The sequence below is a fragment of the Planctomycetia bacterium genome, assembly GCA_021413845.1.
In the GTDB taxonomy this organism is placed as follows: domain Bacteria; phylum Planctomycetota; class Planctomycetia; order Pirellulales; family PNKZ01; genus PNKZ01.
In genome coordinates this window covers 1-22,195 of record JAIOPP010000056.1, presented here as the reverse complement: position 1 = coordinate 22,195, position 22,195 = coordinate 1, and the positions used below count along the sequence as shown (strand labels likewise).

At 62.4% G+C, this 22,195-nt stretch carries 17 protein-coding genes; 10 read left to right on the top strand and 7 right to left on the bottom strand.

Translation table 11 applies throughout. The features are described 5' to 3' along the window. Window positions 1–42 precede the first annotated feature (42 nt). The 7 genes from K8U03_09815 to K8U03_09785 all read right to left on the bottom strand — a co-directional run bounded on the left by K8U03_09815 (window position 43) and on the right by K8U03_09785 (window position 11,273). A complete protein-coding gene (locus tag K8U03_09815; protein ID MCE9605182.1) occupies window positions 43–1,947 on the bottom strand; it encodes a hypothetical protein in 1,905 nt (634 codons plus the stop codon). A gap of 118 nt (window positions 1,948–2,065) precedes the next feature. Then, window positions 2,066–6,937, bottom strand: coding sequence for a carboxypeptidase regulatory-like domain-containing protein (locus tag K8U03_09810; protein ID MCE9605181.1), 4,872 nt, complete (start codon window positions 6,935–6,937; stop codon window positions 2,066–2,068). After that, window positions 6,846–7,304 (bottom strand): hypothetical protein, encoded by a 459-nt coding sequence (locus K8U03_09805; GenBank protein MCE9605180.1) that lies wholly within the window; start codon window positions 7,302–7,304, stop codon window positions 6,846–6,848. The genes K8U03_09810 and K8U03_09805 overlap by 92 nt, the downstream gene beginning before the upstream one ends. A gap of 92 nt (window positions 7,305–7,396) precedes the next feature. Continuing rightward, entirely contained in the window at window positions 7,397–8,311 is a 915-nt protein-coding gene (locus tag K8U03_09800; GenBank protein MCE9605179.1) for an FHA domain-containing protein, read from the bottom strand. Between the two features lie 8 nt (window positions 8,312–8,319). Continuing rightward, window positions 8,320–10,365 carry a type VI secretion system tip protein VgrG gene (vgrG, locus tag K8U03_09795; GenBank protein ID MCE9605178.1) on the bottom strand — a complete coding sequence of 682 codons (2,046 nt, stop codon included), beginning with the start codon at window positions 10,363–10,365 and terminating at the stop codon, window positions 8,320–8,322. A gap of 230 nt (window positions 10,366–10,595) precedes the next feature. Next, complete coding sequence (locus K8U03_09790) at window positions 10,596–10,967, bottom strand: DUF6331 family protein (protein MCE9605177.1); 372 nt, start codon at window positions 10,965–10,967, stop codon at window positions 10,596–10,598. Window positions 10,968–11,051: 84 nt separating this feature from the next. After that, window positions 11,052–11,273, bottom strand: coding sequence for a hypothetical protein (locus K8U03_09785; protein ID MCE9605176.1), 222 nt, complete (start codon window positions 11,271–11,273; stop codon window positions 11,052–11,054). Window positions 11,274–11,686: 413 nt separating this feature from the next. Between K8U03_09785 and tssA the strand changes: the two genes are divergently transcribed. The 10 genes from tssA to K8U03_09735 form a co-directional block, all read left to right on the top strand. Beyond that, window positions 11,687–12,916 (top strand): type VI secretion system protein TssA, encoded by a 1,230-nt coding sequence (gene tssA, locus K8U03_09780; GenBank protein ID MCE9605175.1) that lies wholly within the window; start codon window positions 11,687–11,689, stop codon window positions 12,914–12,916. Window positions 12,917–13,028: 112 nt separating this feature from the next. Then, window positions 13,029–13,541: a type VI secretion system contractile sheath small subunit gene (gene tssB / locus K8U03_09775; protein MCE9605174.1), complete on the top strand. Its 513-nt coding sequence runs from the start codon at window positions 13,029–13,031 to the stop codon at window positions 13,539–13,541. A 54-nt stretch (window positions 13,542–13,595) separates the two neighbouring features. Continuing rightward, a complete protein-coding gene (gene tssC, locus K8U03_09770) occupies window positions 13,596–15,086 on the top strand; it encodes a type VI secretion system contractile sheath large subunit (protein MCE9605173.1) in 1,491 nt (496 codons plus the stop codon). 168 nt (window positions 15,087–15,254) lie between these two features. Beyond that, the gene (locus K8U03_09765; GenBank protein MCE9605172.1) at window positions 15,255–15,851 is read left to right on the top strand and encodes a type VI secretion system tube protein Hcp; all 597 of its coding nucleotides are present in this window, start codon (window positions 15,255–15,257) and stop codon (window positions 15,849–15,851) included. A 142-nt stretch (window positions 15,852–15,993) separates the two neighbouring features. Further along, window positions 15,994–16,533, top strand: a complete 540-nt coding sequence (locus K8U03_09760) for a type VI secretion system tube protein Hcp (protein MCE9605171.1) — start codon at window positions 15,994–15,996, stop codon at window positions 16,531–16,533. Between the two features lie 81 nt (window positions 16,534–16,614). Beyond that, window positions 16,615–17,472 (top strand): virulence protein SciE type, encoded by an 858-nt coding sequence (locus tag K8U03_09755; protein ID MCE9605170.1) that lies wholly within the window; start codon window positions 16,615–16,617, stop codon window positions 17,470–17,472. Window positions 17,473–17,510: 38 nt separating this feature from the next. Beyond that, entirely contained in the window at window positions 17,511–18,011 is a 501-nt protein-coding gene (gene tssE, locus K8U03_09750; protein ID MCE9605169.1) for a type VI secretion system baseplate subunit TssE, read from the top strand. Window positions 18,012–18,046: 35 nt separating this feature from the next. Next, window positions 18,047–19,927, top strand: coding sequence for a type VI secretion system baseplate subunit TssF (gene tssF, locus K8U03_09745; protein MCE9605168.1), 1,881 nt, complete (start codon window positions 18,047–18,049; stop codon window positions 19,925–19,927). Further along, window positions 19,891–20,922, top strand: coding sequence for a type VI secretion system baseplate subunit TssG (gene tssG, locus K8U03_09740; GenBank protein ID MCE9605167.1), 1,032 nt, complete (start codon window positions 19,891–19,893; stop codon window positions 20,920–20,922). Before tssF ends, tssG begins: the two co-directional genes overlap by 37 nt. Before the next feature lie 159 nt (window positions 20,923–21,081). Then, window positions 21,082–22,195, top strand: a 1,114-nt coding sequence (locus K8U03_09735) for an AAA family ATPase (GenBank protein MCE9605166.1), incomplete at its 3' end; no start/stop codon positions are given.

Here is a 22,195-nt window from a genome sequence, read left to right as displayed (position 1 = left end):
TATAACTCGATCGCGCCGATCGAAGCACCCTAGGTTTACGAGTTAGGGAGCGGGGAAAGGGGGACGCATGTAAGTTCCCGGGGGAATTTCGGACGGGCTCGCGGCGCGCGGCGCTCCCGGCTGAAAGCGCGGGGCGGTCGAAGAATGCCCGACCGGCACGACCCCGGCAGCCTCGGCTCCGAACGGAGAAGGGGAGAAGCTCGCCGTGTCGACGGAGTAGTCGGCCGTCTTCACTGCCGGGTCGAAGGCGGTCCAGATCTTCGCTTCGGCCCTGAGCTTTTCGAGCAATTGCCGCTCCGCTTGCGTGCGACGTTCGGCCAGAATTTCCTTGCGCATCGCGTCGACCGCTTGCTCGAACGGCACGACTCCGCCGGCCCGATGTTCCAGCACGCGCACGATTTGAAACGCACCGTTCTCTTCCAAGATCGGGCTCGTCGCTCCGGCCGGAAGCCGCGACAAGGTTTGCGCGAGCAACTTCGACCCGATCCGATCGCGCGGGGTCCAATCGATGATGCGCGTATCGACGGCGTGCAGGTTCACATCGGGGGCTTCGCAGCGCACGCCTTGAGCCCGATTGTGCAGATAGGTAATGAGGAGTCGCGCTTCGTCACGCGACTTCAGCCGCGCGACCGGTACGGAGACTTGTTCCCATTTCACTTGCGGAGCCGTGCGGTAGCGCGCGGCCTCGGCTTGATAGCGGGCGTTGAGCTCGAGCAGCGAGATCCGCGAGTCGACTTTCAGCGCTTGCGCGAGCCAAGCGTCGATCTCGGCGGCATCCAGCGGACGCGCCGACATATAGCCGGTCGAACGAGCTTGCTCGCGATGCGCTTCTCGCAACAACAGGCGGCAATCGACCGAGCGCTGGATCTGCTCGATCAACAAGGCTTGAAACCGCTCGGGCCCGACGGTCGTGCCTTGCGCTTTCGCCCGTTGCAGCTCGACGTCGAGTGAACGGAAGACTTTGCTTTCGTGAATCGGCTCGCCGTCGACGGTCGCGAGGACGGGGTTGCCGGCCGTCTGCGGTTCGGCGGTCGGTTGCTCGAACGACGCGAGCTGCACGCCGGAGAACGGATTCGGCACAGCGGCGCCGGCCGAAGAGCCGGGCACGATCGCGGCCGGAGCCGGTGCCTCGGGCACAACCCCTGCGGCAGGGCCCGACACGGCGGGATCGGGGAGCGGCGCTTCCGTCGGGCCTTCCGTCGGAGTCGGCGATTGCGAACTCGAGAAACCGCCGCAAGCCGCGAGGGCTTCGCGGGCCACGCGGCGCACACGTTCCGATGGTTCCTTATAGCAGTTCTTGTCGTCCATCTTGTTCGCGATTTCGTCGAGCTTCTTGCGGATCTTGTCGCTGCAACAGTCGCCGCATTTGCAATAGTTGCAGCAGCGCGTTTGGCCGTCTTTGCCGCGCAGCGCAAGGGCCGCTTCATAGCGCACGGCTTCCGTGCAGTCGTCGAGGCCGGCGAGCATCGCATCTTCGACCGCCGGATAGCAGCCGCCGCAACCGAGGGTCGCGAGGTAGCGGAGCGCTTGGATCTTTTGCCCCGCCTGATCTTCTTCCATCTTCGCTGCGGCTGCCGCTTTGACCGCCGGCGGCGCATTGGGTCCGAGGTTCGCGGGATCGGTGATCGGCAACACCGGCGGCTGCGCTTGCAGGCCCGGAAACTTACCGGTAAGACCGAGCGCGTTCTTGATGCGGCTAAATGCCCGCTGGAAAAGGCCGCCGATGCCGGCTCCGAGCTTGTCGAGCCCGAGGAAACCGGCGAGCGTGCAAGAAGGACCGGCGGGTGCCGGAGGAGGCGCGATCGCCACGATCGTCGTGGCGCCGGCCGTCGCCGAGCTAGGCGCAGCGGGCAGGGCCGGAGGGGTCGGCGGTTTGCCTGCGCCGGCGCAACCGATGCATTGCATCGTCACCAAGAGCAACGTGATTGTGACACGCCAGGAAGGCATCGACCGCGATTCCGAAAAGCCACGCAAACAAAAAAGACCGGACGGTCTCTCGTCTGCAAAATCGGCAATCGTCGCGTGTCGTCTTGAGGGTTTGGGGAGATTTTAACGAATCGTCGGGTTATTCCACCTGCAGATCGAGCCGCGGAACCTTCGCCGGCGGAGCAGGGACCGTAAGCGGCTGCTCGTACTTGCGGGGCTTGTTCTTCGCAAGTCCGCGAGCGGTGAGCTTATAGGTTCCCGCCGGCACTGCTTCCAGCGCGAAGAAGCCGGCGGCGTCGCTCTCCGCCGTCGCGATCTGCTTATCTTCCGCTCCCAGCAGGCTGACGACCGCTTTCTCCAACGGATCCGTACCATAGCGGACGGTGCCGGTCAGGCGCGAACCGGCCGCGCGGGCCAGCGCAGCGGCATCGGCGGCCGAGACGACCGTGAGCGCGAGCTTGCTATATTCGCCGACGTTGCCGACCCGATCGGTCGCGCGAACGAGCACCGTCGCTTTGCCGGGCACGAGCTTATCGGTCGGCAGCTTGAGCGACCAACGGGTCGGTGCGACGGAGAGTGCGGGGAGCGGTGGTTCCTTCTCGGAGAACTTGCCGCTGCCGTCGACGTCGAAGCCGATCTCGATTTTTCCGGTGCCGCTCATTTCGGCATCGGTCGACCAGGCGTCGACGACAAGCTCGCCGCCGACGGCCACGGTGCGGCCCGGCTTGAGTTCGAGTCGGCTGATTTGCGGGGCTGCGCCGTCGAGGCCGATTTCGAGCGGAGCGCTGTAGGCGATCCGCGACCCGACTTGCGCTTTCGCGACGAGGTTGGCGCGCAAGTTTTGCAACGCGCCTCCCGGCACTTCAAGCTTGAAGTCGTGGACGTCGGTCTTGATGACGACGATGCCGTTGGTTCCCCAGCGATTGAGAAACACTTCGGCTTGGCGATCGGCATAGAGGACTAGCGGCGCTTCGTCGCGGAAGTCGCGGTCGCGGTCGCGGTCGATGCCGACTTCGAGCACGTCGCGGTCGTTGTCGAACGAGCCGATCGGCGCGTCGACCTGAAGCTCGACCGGAATGACCGAGGCCGGTGCCTTGAACATCGAACCGTTCGCCGGCGCGAGGATGCGAAGCTCGAGCGCGTCGGCGACTTCGGGAATATTCGTTGCCGGAGGGCCGCAAGGAACGTGGTAGGTAAAGGCGCGAGGATAGTCGTCGACGTTGAGATACACGGTTTGCACCCGGCTGTCGCTCGGCGGGGCTTGCACGTAGAGCAGAGCGGTGTAGTCGGGCGCGTTGACGATCCCTTCGAGCTGCGCTTCGGTGCCGCGCGCAAGGGGCTCGGGGAAGTTCAACTTCACTTTGACCCCTGCCGGCGGAACGGCGGCACGATCGGACGCCACGACCCGAACCTCGATCCGCTCGAGCCCGAGGTTGTAGCCGACGACGGCATCCATATAGCGGCGCGGGCGCTGCGGGCGGAAGTCGATGCGGCGCAAGAGCGTGTTGCCGGTCTCGCGCTCGCGCAAGATCATCAGTATCCCTTGGCGCACGGGAATCGGCGGCGGCTCGTCGCCGGTTTTCGGGCCGGTGCCGACCGTGCTCTCGGCATTGTTCTTATCTGCTTCCTTCGGCGGCGGCTCTCCCTTTTCTTTCGGTTTCGGAGCGGCCAGCGAGACCGGCTTGGCCCCGCCGGGAAGTTTGAGATCGTCGATCTTCACGAGCGTTTGTGCGGGCCCGACCATGGCGAGAACTTCGCTGATCGCGAGCGTCCGGACGGAGTTCGGGAGGGTCGTCGCGAGGCGTTTTTCGGGTGCGATGAACTCGACATCGACGACCTTGTCGGCCGTGCCGAGGTTCGCGACTTGGAACTCATAGTCGGTCGTGCGATTCGGCAGCGGGTGTAGCACGACGCCGTCGGCCGCGCGCGACCAACTGCCGCTGCCGCCGACCGGTGCGAAAGAGATCGTTTCGAGCGAAGGCAGCGTCGTGGCCGTTTCGACGCGGACGTACGATTCGCGCGTGACGGCGTTGACGACGACTTTCGTCCGCCGCGCCGCGGTTCCTTTGCGGCGCAATTGAACGACGACCTCCTTCCGCTCGCCCGGGCTCAGCGACCAAGTAGCGGGGAGGCCGGCGCCGGCGGGCTCGAGCGGGAAGCGGCCGGCGTTGCGCGCGGCGAGCGCCTTCTTGTTCGCCTCTATGAAAGCCGGTTCGTCGATCTTCTCGGCGCTCGCCAACTTCATCCGCTTCGCTTCCGCGTCGGCCGCGATCTTTGCGATCTCAAGCTTGAGCTCGTGCTGCTCGTAGATGCCCGAGCCGGGAGGGAGCTTCACTTCGAACAGGTCCGGGTCGTAATGCACGATCAACCACACCGGTCCGGCGGTCGGGCCGATGTATTCGACCGTCGCTTTCAGATCGCGCGTCGGTTCGTCGGTGAGCGAGAGCTCCGCCGGGCCGAGCAGCCTGACCGGATCGAGCGGCCGCGGGGCGATCGGCGGTTGCGAAGGGATCTTTTGCGCGAGCTCGCGATCGTCTTCGGCCACGGCCGCGAGATAGGCCGCTTCGATGTTCGAGGAATCTTGCCGAGCCAGCAAGGCCCGATCGCGAGCTTCGACGAGCAGATCGTACCATTCGGCACGCTGGAGCATGCGGCCGACATCTGCTCCGGCGAGCCTGGCGACGTCGCGCGGATCGAGCAAGTAGCTTGCGCGTCTTGCGGCACGAAGAGTCGTGAGGCGACGGGTGCGCTCGAGCGGGTCGGTCAGGTCGCCGGCAAGTTGCGCGGCTTGCTCAATCGTATGCGTCAGCTCCGCATAACGCCGGCGCACTTCGCGCTCGATCGCGCGCAGGTCGTAACCGTCGGGCGAGTTGCTTTGCGCGAAATGTTCGAGGCTCGATTCGTCGGTTTCGTGCGTCGGCTCTTTCTTCGCATGTTGGTCTCCCTCTTGCGGCGCACGCTTCCAAGCCAGCTCCCACTTCTTTTCACTCACCACTTCGAACAGCTTCGCGGTGGATTTGCCGTCAATGAGCGTCAGCCGCGAGAGCCTCGTGACCAGAACGCAAAAGCGCAGCGCCGAGCGCCAGTCGTGCGGCGTCGGGTTGCGGGCGAAGTCGAACGTCGTCGGCAGCTCGCGCACCGCCGCGATCTTCGGCGCGTCGGCATCGAGTCGCAGGAGCGCTTCTTCCAATCGTGTGCGGGCAGTGATGCTCGCTAGGCCCGACCTGAGCAACACTTCGATCCGATGCCGCAGTGCAGGAACGGGCGAGCCCGGCCGGACGAGAGCGTCGACCGCCGGCGGACCGAGCGGGGCTTCGATCGCCGCGACGAGAGCTTCCAGCCGTTCGCGGCGCGGCAGGAGATCGTCGTACGAAGCCTCGGGCCCCTGTTCCAAGAGCTCGGTGAATTCGGCCAGTAACAGGAGAAAGCGAAGGACGTCGTCGTGGCGCGGCGCGCAGATCGTGTCTCCCTCGCCGTCGTGAACCCAGCGAACGTACTCGGAGGCGCGGTAGAGCGCGTCGTTGCGCACTTGCGACGAGCGGCGGCGTTCGTCGGCCGCCCGTTGCGCCAGGCGATAGAGTTCTAAAGCGTCGCGAAAAGCGCGATCGGCTTGGCGAATCCAATCGTCGTCGACTTGGTCGAACATTTCGCGCCGGGCCGTTTCGCGGAGTCGATCGGCATTTTGGAGCGACGTGCGCGGTTGGTCTTCGGCCCCGGCCCGTTCCCCTTCGCGGCAGGTATGCCAAGCGAGGCGGCGTGTCGTCCAAGAGACATCTGCGGCGCGTCCCAGTCGTCGGGCGAAATGGAATTCTTCATAGCGCTCGGCGACCGGCGACCAAGCCTTTGCGGCCAGCGCGTCGAATGCGGTCGAGGTGTCGGCGGCAAAGGCTGCGTCGAGCGCGGTGATCAACTCTTTCAAGTCGGCCGACGGTTGCGCGGCCCCTTCGGAAACGGCTCGTTCGACCAGAGCCCAGGTTCGCAACTCTTCCGTCGGCGGCGCGACCGAACCGCGGAGCGCTTCGAGCTTGCGCAGGGCTTCATCGCCGGTCGTCAGCGGTCGGCCGTTGGCGAACTCGCCGAGCGACGTGACCGCGCGGCGGATCGAGATTTCCTTCACGCGCGCATCGACGCTCGGGTCGGCTTGCATTCGTTCGAGGCTGCGGAACTCCGAGCGCGCGGCGCGCCACCATTGCGGCCCGAAGTCGACGGGAACCGCAGCCCCGCGGCTGCGATCTTCGATCGCGACTTGCATCTGCCGGCCGAGCGCGAGCAAAGCCTCGCTCTTCATTTCCTGCTTCGGCATCTCGACCGTGAGGGGCTTGATCGCCGGCGGCAGCGGCGCGGCCGTGAGCGCGGGGTCGGGGAGTTTGATCGTCGGCAGCGCGTTGGGGTCGAGGGGTGCGGCCGGCGCAGCGGGCTTCGCGTCGGCCGTGGCTGCCGCCGTGGGAGAGGCTATCGTAGGCGCGGGTGTTGCGGTGGCCGTCGGCTCGGCAATCGGGGGCGCAGGAGCCGGCGCGGCGGCTACCGGCTCGGCCGGCTTTGCCGCATCTTTCGCCGCATCCTTCGGCTCGTTCTGTTGCAACGCCGCGACTGCGAGCAGCACCGGGTACGAACTCGGCGGCTCCTTCAACGCTCGGCCGCACAGCAACATCGGCGTTTGGCGTGCCACGCCGGCCGTCGCATCGGCGACCCAGTGGGCGACGTTGGCTTGCACGAAGCGAAACAGTTCGCCGATGTCGAGCAAGCGGTCGGCGTTCGAGTCGGCTTCGCCTTGCAGAGCGCGCGACGAAAAATGGCCGAAGATCGTTTGCCGCACCAGGGTGGCAAGGTGCCCGCGCTCGAGCGGAGCGCAATCGCTTAGGACCCACAGGTTCGGGTCGTCGGTGCGCTCGACCTCGTCGCGCAGTAAACGGGGAAACTCATTCACGACCACGCCGATCACCGTCGAGGCCGACGCCGTGCGTTTGCAGGTAGAGTACGAGAACGTCTTCGGGCCGGACGTCGTCGGCATTCAGCCGCGCGGCGAGGCCGGCGAAGTCGTCGGCCGTTTCGAGGTGGCGCGGAGTTCGATCGTCGGCCGAAGAGTGAAACAAAACCGCATCGAGCGGGACCTGCATCGCCGCGGCATCTTCGCGCACGAACTCGAGCGCCGGCGAGGCTGTGTCGCGAAAGCGTTCGACGCCGGCAGTGATCAGGTGCGTGTGCGGATGCCAGAAGGGGCTGAAGAGGGCGTAGTACATCGCGGCGAACAGGAGCCCGACGAGAAACGTCATGCCGAGCCGGCGGCCGAAGCGGAGCCAGCGTCCTTGCCGGTCGGTTCCGAGGCGCGGCCGCCAGGAGTCGCGCAGTTCGGCGGGCTTCTTCAGGGCACGGGCCATGCGAAAATTCGGTTTCCGAGAGAGAAGGCGAGGCACAGCGAGGCGCGCCGGTTGCGGCGCGGATTCGCTCTCAGCCACGGCAAGCGATAGGCTCAGCGGGCTTCGGGCAGCGTGATTTTCCCGGCGGTCACTTCCGCTGCCAATACCAAAAACCAGCGCCAACGGGCCGGCGCTTGCCGTGCGTCGCCGAAGACCGAAGCGAAGATCAAGGCCGTGCGCACGGCATGGCCCGTCATGCGCGGGTCGGGCGGGAGATCTTCCAAGCCTGCCGGAGCGATACTGCCGCCGGTGGCGAATGCTGCCGATGCCAGCATGCCGCCGGGGCCCGAATAGGCGGCCATTTCCAGGGCATTTTCGGCTTCGCGACGGGTCGCCTCGTCTTGCTTGCCGACCCAATTCTTAGCCGCTTCCCAGGCCGACTCTTGTGGCTTCGGGAGCGCGTTGCCGCACGATTCGCGCACACAGAGGCAGCCCCACCAGACGGCCGCGGGCTTCGGCAACCAGTGGGCATAGAGCCGCGCGGCGGCGGAATATTGTTGCGCGGCGATCAAAGCTTGCAGCAACTCGTCGCGCGATTGATGCGGCTTGGTCTCGGCAAACGGCAGCGCTTCGTCGAGCCCGAGGTATCTGCAAAGGTTCACGAAGTCGGTTGCCGGCGGCGTGGCGGCGATGGCCGCACCGGCGACGATCGCGCCGAGCGGAGCGGCTTCGCCTTCGATCGTGACGAGGAAAGTCGACAGACCGGCGCTGATGCGGTCGGCGGTGTGGAGCACGGCCTCTTCGACCTTTTCGCCGTTCACGAGCGTGTCGCGATCGGTGACGAGGGCTTTGAGGCGGCAGGCGTCGTGGCGGCATTCGATCGCGAAGTGGACGTCGGCCATCGCGGCATCGTCGCGGAAGCTGAAATCGGCCCAATCGGTTCGGCCGAATTGCACGACCTGTCCTTCGCGCAATTCAATGCGCCGCACGACTCGATCGGCGATAAGGACTTCGAGCGAGGCTTTCATAGTGCGCGTCAGTTGATTTTGACGATGCCCCCCGCAATCTTCACCATGCCCGAGCCGCTGACGTCGACCATCGCGGCGGCGACGGCGACCTTAGCGTCGCCCGTTACGGCGATCTCGGCCGCATGGAGCGTAATCTTCGCCGGCTCGATCTTGATCGAGCTCGCGCCGCACTTCAGTTCGATCGAGACCGCGGCTTCCATCTCCACCTTGCCGGCGGCGACCTTGATCGTCAGGTTGCCCGTGCTCACGGTGAGGGTGTCGTTCCCCTTGCTGACGGTCGCCTCGCGGTTCCCTTCGGAAACCAGCAGGGTCTCGTTTCCCTTGCTGATCGTGACGACCCGATTCCCCTTCGAGACGGTGACGGTTTCGTCCCCTTCTTTTACGGTCTCGGTGCGGTTCTTCCAGACTTCGATCGTTTGGCTGCCGTCTTCCGATTCGCTGTTGCCGATGACCGTCTTCTGGTTGTTGTGAATCTCGACCGTCTGGTCGCCCTTATCTTTCTTGATGAAGCCGACTTTCAAGGTGTCGTTGTTTTCGACGACCCGATTGAAGTTCTTCTCGGCGTGGAAGTAGACCTCTTCTTCTCCCTTCTTATCTTCGAAGCGGAGCTCGTTGAAGTTTTCGGCGGTCCCTTCCTTCGACGATCGGCTCTTGATGCCGCTTTGCGTGGCGTTGTCGGGGAGCGCGTAAGGGGGCATCTCGTCGTTGTTGTACACTCGGCCGGTGATGATCGGGCGGTCGGGATCTCCTTCGAGAAACTCGACGATCACCTCTTGGCCCATGCGCGGGATGTGGATGGCGCCCCAGGTTTTCCCGGCCCAAACTTGCGCGACCCGAATCCAGCAGGAACTATTTTCGTCGTTCTTCCCTTCGCGGTCCCAATAGAACTGGACCTTCACGCGGCCGTAATTATCGGTCCAGATTTCTTCGCCCGACTTGCCGACGACGACGGCCGTTTGCGGCCCGGCGACGACCGGCTTTTGCGTGGTGCGGCGCGCGCGAAACGACTGCGCGGCGTCGATGGTTTCGAGCTTCACATCGAAGCGGTTTTGCGAATCGGCGGAGAACTGCTCGACCTCGCCCGACTCGATCTGGTAGTCGGCCGCGACGACGAGATACTCGATGTTTTCCGAGGCGCGGGCGAAGTCGACGAGCTTAAACTTTTTGCCGACCGCAACATCGTAGGAAGAGCCGACGCCGACGCCGCGCAGATGTTGCGATTGCAGTTCTTCGATCCGTGCCTTGACGTATTCCGTTCCTTCTGCCGTCTCGACGTATTCGCCGGGATAGTCGTAGGCTTCGTACGACGCTAAGGCATGTTGCCGCGTCACCTGCGAACGAACTTCGAGGTCGGCCTTGGGTTTCTTGAAGTCGTAGTCTTGAATGACGTACGCTGCCGTTTGCACTTCTTGGTACCGGAGCCATTCGTGGAGATGGTCTTGGCCGATCCGGCCGTCGCCGCCGCCCCGATACGGGAGCTCGCCGCCGCCGTCCATCGTGGAGTGGGCGTTTGGAGAGTCGGCGAGCACGAGCGTGTGTTTGCCGTCCACATGCTCGAAGTAGTAGTAGATCCCTTCTTGCTCCATCAACCGGCTAACGAAGTCGAAATCGCTTTCGCGATACTGGACGCAATACTCCCAGTTGCGATAGGTGCCGCTCAGCGAACGTTTGAAGTCGGTGAAGCCGTTCTTATCGCGAAACACCTTCTCGATAATGTCGGGCACCTTCATCTGTTGGAAGATGCGGCAGTCGCTGGTGCGGGTGAGGAACCAGAGCCAGGGGCGGAGCGTGAGGTGATAGACTTGGTATCGGCCTCGGTTGCCGGCATAGGCGAAGCGACTGACGAGACCGTTGAAATAGCGCTCGCCGCCGCCGGGCTTCGTGATCTTCAAGGTCGCCGTGGTGCCGAGCATTTTCTCGGCCGAGACGTCGGCCTTTTCGCAGAACATTTCCAGATCGAGCTGGAACGGCCGACCCAATTCCTCGCGAACGTGCATGCGCCAAAAGAAAAAGGTCGTGCCTGAGACGGCCGTGGTGATTTCATGCACGCTCATTCAGTCGTCCCACGTCCAAGTTGGTTTCGACGGTATATCGCCGGCGATCTCTGTTCGACATTCGGCCCGATGATATAGAGAAACCGATTCAGGAGAGAAGATGACAGGAATTCGCTCGGCTGTCGAACGGGATCGTCCAGGCGGAGCGGCCACCCCACACTCAACGGCGGCCGCCAGGTGACGCACTGATGCAAAAGTGACGCGATGCCGTCGTTGGCTGCAGCGCATGGTTAAGCGGTTCTGTATCGTAGTCCTTCACTCTTCTCAATCAAGCTCAAGGCAACGTCTAGATTTGCCAACAGTTCGCTTGCAAGTCCCTCTATCTGCTCGCCGCTAAATCCCTGATTCATCTCCTCAAGGCTCACCCCTTGGCTACTTGCACCCGCAACTCCGTAATTCGCCCGCAACGCGTCGATTTGGCCGCGTAACGTCTGAACATCTGAGTCATCCGGCGCTCCTCGATACATCGTCAGATATGACGCGATCTGGATGGGTGAAAAGTCATACGCATCCACTCCACAGCACTCGGCCACACAAATCGTCTGGCATCGGGCAATCAAGTTTGCGAGTGGCGGCTCTAACTTCATGGCACTGCCGAACATCGATATTCGGAGACGGTATTCGGAAGAGATGCAAAGAAACTCGACCGTACGGATCCGTCCTTGGGTCGTTCGAGGTCGCCGCGGCTAGTTCCGTTTCTTCGAGCCTTTGGCCCCCATGGCGGCTTTCGGGGCGTTCTTCAAGACTTTTACGCCGGTCAGCATGCCCCCCATTTCTTCTTCCATATCCCCCTTCTTATCCAAAACACTCTGCACTTTGCCGAACAGGTTGGAATAGTAGGGACCCAGGAAACGGAATCCGGGCAAGTCTTTGAGTTGAAACAAGATATTGAGCAGGAAGTTGATCATGATCCGGCTGCCTCAATGAGTTTCGGAGCTTCCCTATGATCGGCAGTTCGCCCGGCGGGATGTGCATCAATTGCCGCCGGGGCTGGTCGGGCCGAATCGTCGCGGGAGGGATTTTTGAATTTAGATGCCGTGAAGCTTACCGTCAATTTGATCGTGAGCATCCATCGAACAACTTAGATCGAGATGATTTTTTCACATAGGTCCGTTGCGCCATTCCGCAGATGGTGTTATTACCTATTCGAGGGGCGCGACAGGCAAGGCGGAACCCAAAAGCCGAAAAATCGCCTGGACCGCGAATTCGGCTTGTTTGCTTTGCCTCAGCCCTTCCGATAAGGTAGCTTTGCGGTCTCATGGCTCACCCGAGCCACCGGGCGATTGCGCGCCGGAACACTCTATTGAAAGGGTCGTAGGGATTGATCGCCATAGATCTCGAGAGCCTCACGGGACCGATTTCACCGGATGCGCCGTCGGGCGAAAATCTGGAATACGATCCGGACTTTGCCGAGATGGAGCGCGCCGCGCAGGGAACGCCTGAGCAGCAGTACGGCTCGACGATCATCGAAGCGAAAGAGCCCGAGTGGGACGACGTCGGCAAAGCGGCCGTGGGCTTGCTCAAACGAACCCACGATCTGCGCATCGGCTTATATCTGACGCGGGCCGCTTTGAAAACGAGCGGCTGGCCGGCGTTTCGCGATAGCCTCGCCGTGTTGCAAAGCTTCATCGAAAAGTTTTGGGACTCGGTGCATCCTCAGCTCGATCCCGACGACGACCTCGACCCGACGATGCGCGTCAACACGATCGCGACGCTGTGCGACAACGGCGCAATGTTGAACATCGTGCGCACCGTGCCGCTCGTCTCTTCGCGAGCCGCCGGGCAGTTCTCGCGCCGCGATCTCGCGGTTGCGACGGGCGAAATCCCGCACGTCGGCCCGTCCGAAACGAAGCCGAAACCGGCGCTCATCGACGCGGCGTTCGCCGATTGCGATCTCGAACAACTGAAAAAGAACACGCAAGCGGTGACCGACGCCGTCGAATACGTCAAAGCGATCGAAGTCGCGCTGACGAAGCAAGTCGGCGCGGGAAACTCGCGCAGTCTCGATGCCGCCGTGAAAGAACTCGACGGCATTCGGAAGATCCTCGTCGAACGCCTCGGCCGACGAGGCGCTTCGCTCGATGCCGACGAACCGGCGGCCGATGTGGATGCCGACATCGATGGCTCGTCGGACGACGAGGACTCGGCGCCGAGCGGCAGCGGCCGAGAAACGCGAGTCGTCGTGCAGAACTGGGACGCGGACATCGCGACTCGCGACGACGCGATTCGGGCCATCGAGAAAGTCTGTAAGTATTTCGAGCGCTACGAGCCGTCGAGCCCGTTGCCGTTGTTGCTCCGTCGGGCGATGCGGCTCTCGACGAAGAGCTTCTTAGAAATCTTGCGCGACATTTCTCCCGACGGGCTCAGCCAAGCCGAGAGCTTGGGCGGCATGACGAGCGACGAATACACGCAGATCGCGGCGGCATCGGTCGCTGCATCGGCTGCCGCAGCCGCTTCGGCCGCCAAGCAATCGGCGAAGGCCCCGGCCGCCGCGTCGGCTCCTCCGCCACCGCCGCCGCCGGTGTTTCACAATTCCGCCAACGACTATTAGCAGCCTCGATACATATCCCTATCGTTTCGATACAGACCGTCTTTCACGTTCACTCGAAGCCCGACGATTCGGTTCGATCCCTTCGATGAATGCCTCTTAGGAGCTAAGTGTTATGGGAAAAGGTAGCGGCCAGAAGTTCGTCGCACGCAATCGGGCCCCTCGCGTGCAGATCGAGTACGACGTGGAAGTGTACGGTGCGCAGAAGGTGATCCAGCTCCCGTTCGTGATGGGCGTGTTGTCGGATCTGTCGGGCAAGTCGGCGGACGAAATGCCGGCCGTGGCCGATCGGAAGTTCCTCGAGATCGACGTCGACAACTTCGACGATCGGATGAAGTCGATGAAGCCGCGGGCCGCGTTCACCGTGCCGAACACATTGACGGGCGAAGGCAATCTGATGGTCGACGTGACGTTCGACAGCATGGACGACTTCTCGCCGGCCGCGGTCGCGCGGAAGGTCGAGCCGCTCCGCAAGCTGCTCGAAACCCGCACGCAACTCGCCAACTTGCTCACGTATATGGACGGCAAGGCCGGCGCCGAGCAACTCATCTCCAAGGCGCTGCAAGATCCCGCCTTGTTGCAATCGCTCGTCGCAGGCGCGAAGCCGGGTGACGCTGAGGCGAAATAGTCTCGCGTTCGTCCCACGAAACACCAGAAATTCTAATCGGGAAGAGGTAACCGAATGTCAACGGATGCGAATCAGGCAGTTGGTCAAACGACGACGACCACGACGACGGAAACGAGCGAGTTCTCTTCGCTCTTAAGCAAAGAGTTCAAGCCGCAATCGACTCAGGCTAAGGAAGCGATCGAGAACGCCGTGAAGACCTTGGCTCAACAAGCCTTGGAAAAATCCGGCGTAGTCTCCGACGACGCGATCGCTTCGATCACGGCGATGATCGCCGCGATCGACAAGAAGTTGACCGAACAAGTCAACCTCGTGCTGCACCACGCCGACTTTCAACAACTCGAAAGCGCCTGGCGCGGTCTGCACCACTTGGTGACCAACACCGAGACCGACGAACTGTTGAAGATCAAGGTCTTCAACATCTCGAAGAAGGAACTCGGCAAGACGATGAAGAAGTTCAAGGGGACGGCCTGGGATCAGAGCCCGATCTTCAAACGCGTCTATGAAGAAGAATACGGCCAGTTCGGCGGCGAGCCCTACGGCTGCCTCACGGCCGATTACCACTTCGACCACAGCCCGCCCGACGTCGCTTTGCTGACCGAAATGATGCAGGTTTGCGCGGCCGCGCATACGCCGATGATCACCGGCGCCGCACCGAGCGTGATGCAGATGGAAAGCTGGCAAGAGCTTAGCAACCCGCGCGATCTGACGAAGATCTTCTCGACGGCCGAGTATGCCTCGTGGCGCTCGCTGCGCGAGTCGGACGACGCGCGCTACCTCGGCCTGTGCATGCCGCGGTTCTTATCGCGCGTGCCGTACGGTTCGAAGACCAGCCCTGTCGAAGAGTTCAACTTCGAAGAAGAGACCGAAGGGGGCGATCACTCGAAGTATTGTTGGACGAACGCCGCCTATGCGATGGCGACGAACATTACCCGCGCGTTCAAACTCTACGGCTGGTGTACGACGATTCGCGGCATCGAGTCGGGCGGAGCGGTCGAAGGCTTGCCGACGCACACGTTCCCGTCCGACGACGGCGGCGTCGATATGAAGTGCCCGACGGAAATCGCGATCGCCGATCGTCGCGAAGCGGAACTAGCGAAGGCCGGGTTCATGCCTTTGATCCACAAGAAGAACAGCGATTTCGCGGCCTTCATCGGCGCGCAGTCGTTGCAGAAGCCGCAGGAATACGACAACCCGGATGCTTCGGCCAACGCTCAGCTTTCGGCCCGGCTGCCGTACTTGTTCGCCACTTGCCGTTTCGCGCACTATCTGAAGTGCATGGTGCGAGACAAAATCGGCTCGTTCCAAGATCAGACTTCGCTGGCGAACTGGCTGCAAAGCTGGATCAACCGCTATGTGGAACCGAACCCGGGCGTTGCCAGCCAAGAAGATAAGGCTCGTCGTCCGTTGGCCGAGGCGAAGGTCGTCGTCGAGCCGGATCCGGCGAATCCCGGCTATTACGCGTCGAAGTTCTTCCTTCGTCCGCACTACCAATTGGAAGGTCTCACCGTCTCGCTCCGACTCACGTCGAAGCTTCCGGCGGGTTAATGCCGGCACCTCGGCGTTCGGGAAAAATCCGAGCGCCGAGGGCCGCCGCAAGTTGACGAGATGTTTTTCGACACTCTATTTTAATTCCGTTGCGCGAGTCGAGAAATCGGTTTATTAAGGGTAGCGGGATCCGAGCGATCGGTCTTTTAGTACAGCAAAGGATTAACGATGATTCTCATCACTATCGAAAACCACAAGGGCGACTGCCAGATCCCGGGATTCACTTCCGATTCCGGCGAGAAGAAAGGCTACTTCACGGCCGAGAGCTTCAGCTTCGGCGTGCAGCGCGAACTTTCCGACAGCGCCAAGTCGGGCACTGCGGACGTGACGCTCGGCGTCGGCGAGTTGCAAGAGTGCACGATCAGCAAGAGCATGGACGCGATCTCGACCTTCTTGGCTCGTAAGGCGATCAGCGGCTCCTCGGTCGGCACGGTCGAAATCAAGTTCGTCGAAGCGATCACGATCGGCGAAGAGCAAGGGAACGTCGTGTTCTTGATGTTCAAGCTGCACAACACCTTCATCAAGAGCTGGACGATGAGCGGCGATGCCGACGGTCGCCCGACCGAAGACGTCGCGCTGTGGTACAACAAGATCGCCTTCACCTATTTCGCCACGACCGACGGCAAGATCTTCACCAAGCAACAAGAGTGCTGCTGGGATCACGTCCAAAGCCGTCCGTGGGTCAAAGACACCGGCGACGACGGACCTGGTCTCCCGGGCTCGGTCGAAAGCTACGACTCCAAGGGCGGGAAGCTGATCAAGTAAGCTTCGGGCGGAAGTTTTCGTTCGACATCATCGCGGGCGCAGCGTCGAAAAACCGTTTCGACGCTGCGCCTCGCGTTTCATTTCGCGGCCGACCCCTACGTCGTGACGTCGCCGTCTCTTTCGGAAAGAGGGATTCGATCCGATGATCTTGATGAAAATCAACGAGATCAAGGGAGACTGCAAATTTCCCGGCTACGAGAATTGGATCACGCTCGAAAACTTCAGTTTCGGCACCGAGCGGAAGATCGAGCAAGCCAAGCGGGGCGGCGGCAACGACATCGAGACCGGCAAAGGGGACACGCAAGAGTTCACTTGCACCAAGACGGCCGACATCTCGACCGTCGATCTAATGTATACGGCCATCAAGCAGCGCGCCAGCGGCGAGGCGAACACGCCGTTCGTCGTCGACATCGCGTTCGTCGAGCCCCGGGCCTACGGCGATCAGGATTCCAAAGGAACGATCAAGGCGTATCTCAAGATTCGCTTCGGCAAGGCCCTGTTGAAGTCGTGGAGCATCGACGGCAGCGCGTCCGATCGGGCCTCGGAGTCGCTGAGTTTCTGGTACAACCAGATCGCGATGGCCTACGATTCCTCGACCGACGGCAAGACGTATCAGACGTACGGTCCGCGCGGTTGGGACCAGCAAGAAAGCAAAGACTGGACGCCGAGCGGCTGGAAGTAACGGCCCGCTCGACTGATTGGATTCGATCTCGCTTCGCCGTAGCCGGCTTCGGCTTCGCAACCATCGGGAAGGACTCGCCGTATGTCGTCGCAGGAAGCGCTTCGCAACGCCGATCTCGCTCGCGCCCTCGAAGCGCTCAAGGCCGAAGTTCGTAAAGAACCGGCCCAAGCGAAGCATCGCGTCTACATGTTCCAGCTGGCCGCCGTGATGGGAGATTGGGACCGCGCGCTGACGCAGCTCAACGTCGCGCGCGATATGGACCCGGAGTGTCTCTCGCTCGGGCAGACCTATCAAGAGTTGATTCAATGCGAAGCGCTGCGCAAGCAGGTGTTCGCCGGCGAGCGCTCGCCGCTGTTCTTCGGCGAGCCGGAGCCGTGGATGGCGCTCGTCATGGAAGCGGCGCGGCTGGCCGGAGCCGGCAAGCATGCCGAAGCTCAGCAGCTTCGCAACCAAGCGCTCGAAGACGTCCCCGCCTCGCCCGGCAAGCTCAAGGTTCGCAAGCCGACGGACGAAAAGACCACGGCGAAGGATTCCGACGTGAACCCGAAGGTGCCGTTCGAGTGGATCGCCGATGCCGATTCGCGGCTCGGGCCGATTCTCGAAGCGGTCGTGAACGGGAAGTATTATTGGATCCCGATGCTGCGGCTGATGCGGGTCGATTTCGAAAAGCCGACCGATCTGCGCGACGTCGTTTGGTTGCCGGCGCATTTCCAATGGACGAACGGCGGCGAAGCGGTCGGCTTCGTCCCGGCCCGTTATCCGGGCTCGGAATCCGCGGCCGACGATCTGATTCGCCTCGCGCGTAAAACCGAATGGCAAGAACAAGCCCCGGAAATCTTCTACGGGCTCGGACAACGACTTCTCTCGACCGACGAAAACGAATACTCCTTGTTCGATGTCGAACAAATTCTCTTCGACGCTCCCGCCAAGACCTCCTAGCGCAGGCGGGCGACCGAGAGCATGACGGATCGCATCTCATGGCCGAACTCACGCAAAAAGAACGTCTGCAACCCTCGTTGCTCGATCGCCTGATCGACGACGATCCGACGTCGCGCGTCGAGTCGCGGGAGCAGCGCGTGTTCGCCATGCAGAAGCTGCGCGAGTTGGTGCTGCGCGATCTCGCGTGGTTGCTCAATTGCGAGAGTTTGGAAAACCTCGAAGACCTCGATGCGTATCCGCACGTCAAGCGCTCGGTCGTCAACTTCGGCGTGCCGGCCCTTTCCGGCACGACCCTCTCGGGCACGAACCTCGCGAAGCTCGAGAAGCGCGTGAGGCAAGCGGTCTACGATTTCGAGCCGCGCATCTTGCACGATTCGGTCGTCGTGCGGGCCGCGAAAAGCGATTCGGAAATGAGCAAGAAGTCGCTCGCGATCGAAATCGAAGGGGAGCTTTGGGCGCAGCCGATTCCCTTGCGATTGTATTTGCGCACCGAAGTCGATCTGGATACCGGCACCGTCACCGTGAAGGAGCAGAAGTAACGGTCGCGCCGAGCGCGCGAGGTTGCGATGAGCCGATGGATCCGCAGTTTCTCAAATTCTACAACAGCGAACTCCAATACATCCGTGAGATGGGAAGCGAGTTTGCGCGCGAGTTCCCGAAGATCGCCGGCCGGCTCGGGCTCGAAGCGTTTGAGTGTGCCGATCCCTACGTCGAGCGCTTGCTCGAAGGCTTCGCGTTCCTTTCGGCCCGCGTGCAGCTCAAGCTCGACGGCGAGTTCCCGCGCTTCACGCAGCACTTGCTGGAGATGACGTATCCGCATTACCTCTGCCCGACGCCGTCGATGACGGTCGTCGAGATGCGGCCGGATCTGACGGAAGGGGCGTTGGCGGAAGGGTATGTCGTGCCGCGCGCGACCGCGCTACGCAGCGTGCTCGGCAAGGGAGATCAAACGGCCTGCGAATACCGCACCGCGCACGACACGACCTTGTGGCCCATCGAGCTCACGCAGGCCGACTACTTCAGCCGCGACGTTTCCAACATCTCGCTGCCGAGCAAGCTGCAAAAGGCGAAGGCCGGGGTTCGCCTTCGCCTCCGCACGACCGCCGGCCTGACGTTCGATAAGCTCGCCTTAGATCGGCTGCCGATCTTCGTGCGCGGCGGCGAGCAACGGGCCATGCGGCTCTATGAACAGATCTTCGCCGCTTGCGACGCCGTGCTCGTCCGGCCGGTCGGCAATGCCTGGCATGAGATCCTCGATAAGTCGTCGATCCGCCGGCTCGGCTTCGACGACGCGCAAGCGCTCCTCCCGGTTACGGCCGAATCGTTTCAGGGCTATCGCCTGCTGCAGGAATACTTCGCGTTCTTCCAGCGGTTCATGTTCTTCGAGCTCACCGGCCTGGCGCCGGCCGTGCGCAAGTGCAAAGAGTCGATGTTGGAAATCGTGGTGCTCTTCAACCGGGCCGAGCCGATGTTGGAGAACGTCGTCGATCCGTCCAACTTCGGCCTGTTCTGCACTCCGGCAATCAATCTGTTTCCGCATCGGGCCGATCGCATTCATCTGAATCGTCAAGATCACGAGTATCAAGTCGTGCCGGATCGAACGCGGCCGATGGATCTCGAGGTCTTCCGCGTCACGAAGGCGACCGGCTATTCCGAAGACGATCCGAAGCCCATGGCGTTTCGTTCGTTTTACTCGATGAGCGACGTCGCTACGGAGCCGGCCGAATCGCAAACGGCGTACTACGCGCAGCGTCGGGTCCCCCGGCCGTTGTCGTCGAAGCAAAAGCGCGCCGGCCCTCGCACCAGCTATATCGGCAGCGAGTTGTATCTGTCGCTCGTCGATGGTCGGCAAGCGCCTCACGGCCACGGGCTCAATCAGCTCGATCTGATGCTGCTCTGCACGAATCGCGACTTGCCGCTGATGATGTCGGTCGGCAAAGGGGCGACCGATTTCACGCTCGAGATCGGCGCTCCGGTGAAGTCGATCCGTTGCGTCGCGGGCCCGACCGAGCCGATTCCCGCCCACGACTTCGTCTCCGGCGCGCACATTTGGCGGCTCATCAACCATCTGTCGTTGAACTACTTGTCGCTCGTCGGCAACGAGGGACAAGGGGGAGCGACCGCGCTGCGCGAGTTGCTGAAGCTCTATGCCGACATTTACGAAGCGGACCAGTTGAAGCAAGTCGAAGGGTTGCAGAAGGTCGAGTCGAAGCCCGTCACGCGGCGGTTGCCGATGCCGGGCCCGATGACGTTCGGCCGAGGTTTGGAAATCACGCTCACTTGCGACGAGTCGAACTACGCCGGAGCGGGCGTGTTCTTGTTGGGGGGCGTGTTGGCGGAGTTTTTCACGAAGTACGTCTCGATCAATTCATTCACCGAAACGATTCTGCGCACCACGGAACGTGGCGAGATCATGCGATGGCCGGCGAGCATCGGACGAAAGCACCTGATCTAGGTTGGTTGCAAAGCCTCGAAGCCGAGCCTTTTCGATTCGGCTTCTACCAGACTTTGCGCCGCCTGGAAGCGACGTTCCGCAATCAACCGCGGATCGGCTACTCTGCGCGCCCGCGCGACGAGTCGCTGCGCATCGGCCAAGTGCCGACGATGGCTTTCGCCCCCTCGACCTTGGCGTCGTTCCAGAAGCTCGGCGATGCCGAGGTGTGGCGCTTGCAGACCTATTTCTTCGGTCTGCTCGGCGCCAACGGCCCGCTGCCGCTGCATCTCACCGAGTTCGCTTACGAACGGATCCTCCGCAATCGCGACCAAACGATCGCCCGCTTCTTCGACGTCTTTCATCATCGCTTCGCCACGTACTTCTATCGCGCTTGGGCCGATTCCCAGCCGACAGTGCAGTTCGATCGTCCGGAAAGCGATCGCTTCGCCACGTACGCCGGTTCGCTGATGGGGATCGGCGTGCCGTCGCTCCGCAATCGCGATGCGATGCCCGACCATACGAAGCTCCATTTCGTCGGCCATCTTTCCGCGCAAACGCGCCACGCAGTCGGCCTGTGCGCGATCGTCGGCTCGTTTCTGCGCGTGCCGGCCAAGCTCGAAGAGTTCGTCGGCCATTGGCTCGACTTGCCGGCCGATTGTCGGCTCAAGCTCGGGGTCGATCGCGCCTGCGCCACGCTCGGCTCGAGCGCGATCCTCGGGACGCGCGTGTGGGATCGGCGGCAGACGTTTCGCTTGGATCTCGGCCCGATGAACTTCGCCGACTACAACCGCTTGCTCCCCGGCGGGGCCACGCTCACGCGCCTGAAAGACGTGATCCGCAACTACGTCGGCCTGACGCTGCGTTGGGACGTGCGGCTCACGCTCAAGAGCGAGGAAATTCCGCGGCTGACGCTCGGCCGGCAAGGCAAACTCGGCTGGACCACTTGGCTCGGCCGTCGCAAGCCGGGCGAAGATGCCCGCGACCTCGTCCTCAGCCGAGGGCTCGACGCCGCCTAACGCCGCCCCGCTCGCTAGCGATCCGAAACAATTCTAAACTATCCGCTCTAAAACTATCCGCGATGTCCAGCTAAGAAGCCAAGCTACGAAACCTAACTGCGAAGTCTAAATACGCCCTTATCCGAAATACCGTTCCGATAAATCCGAGAGGTCCGTCCCGTGAGTGAAATCAGTCGATCGAAACTGTTCGGCAAATTAAACAGCGTCGGCTACCGCGCGATCGAGAGCGCGACGACGTTCTGCAAGCTGCGCGGCAACCCTTATGTCGAGCTCGTGCATTGGCTGCATCAAGTGCTGCAGCTGCAAGACTCCGACTTGCACCGGATCATCCGGCAGTTCAATCTCGATCCGTCTCGGATCGTGAAAGACTTCACCGACAGCCTCGATCGGCTGCCGCGCGGCGCTTCGTCGATCTCCGATCTTTCGTCGCATGTCGATGAAGCGGTCGAGCGGGGTTGGGTCTACGCCACGCTCCTCTTAGGCGATAGCCAAGTTCGCACCGGTCACCTGATTCTCGGCATGTTGAAGACGAAGCATCTGCGCAACGCGCTCGTCGGCATCTCGAAGGAGTTCGACAAGATCAAGGTCGAAACGCTGGCCGAGAAGTTCGACGAAGTCGTCGGCGGCTCGCCGGAGTCGGGCCTGAAGGCCACCGACGGCTCGGGCCTCAGCGGCGGAGCGGCGCCGGGAGAAGCTTCCGGGGCGATGTCGCCGGCGCAAATGGGGAAACAACAAGCACTCGCGCAGTTCACGGTCGACCTGACCGAGCAGGCCCGCAAGGGAGAGATCGACCCGATCGTCGGTCGCGACGAGGAGATTCGGCAAGTCGTCGATATCCTCATGCGCCGCAAGCAGAACAACCCGATCCTGACGGGCGAGGCCGGCGTCGGCAAGACGGCCGTCGTCGAGGGCTTCGCGCTGCGGATCGCCGCCGGCGACGTGCCCCCGTCGTTGCGCGACGTCAGCTTGCGCACGCTCGACGTCGGCTTGCTGCAAGCCGGCGCGAGCATGAAGGGAGAATTCGAGAATCGCTTGAAGCAGGTGATCGAAGAAGTGCAGTCGTCCGAGAAGCCGATCATCATGTTCATCGACGAGGCCCACACCCTGATCGGCGCGGGGGGGACCGAGGGCCAGGGGGACGCAGCCAATCTGCTGAAGCCCGCCCTGGCGCGCGGCGAGATGCGGACCATCGCGGCCACCACCTGGGCCGAGTACAAGAAATACGTGGAACGCGACCCCGCCCTGGCACGCCGCTTCCAGGTGGTGAAGGTCG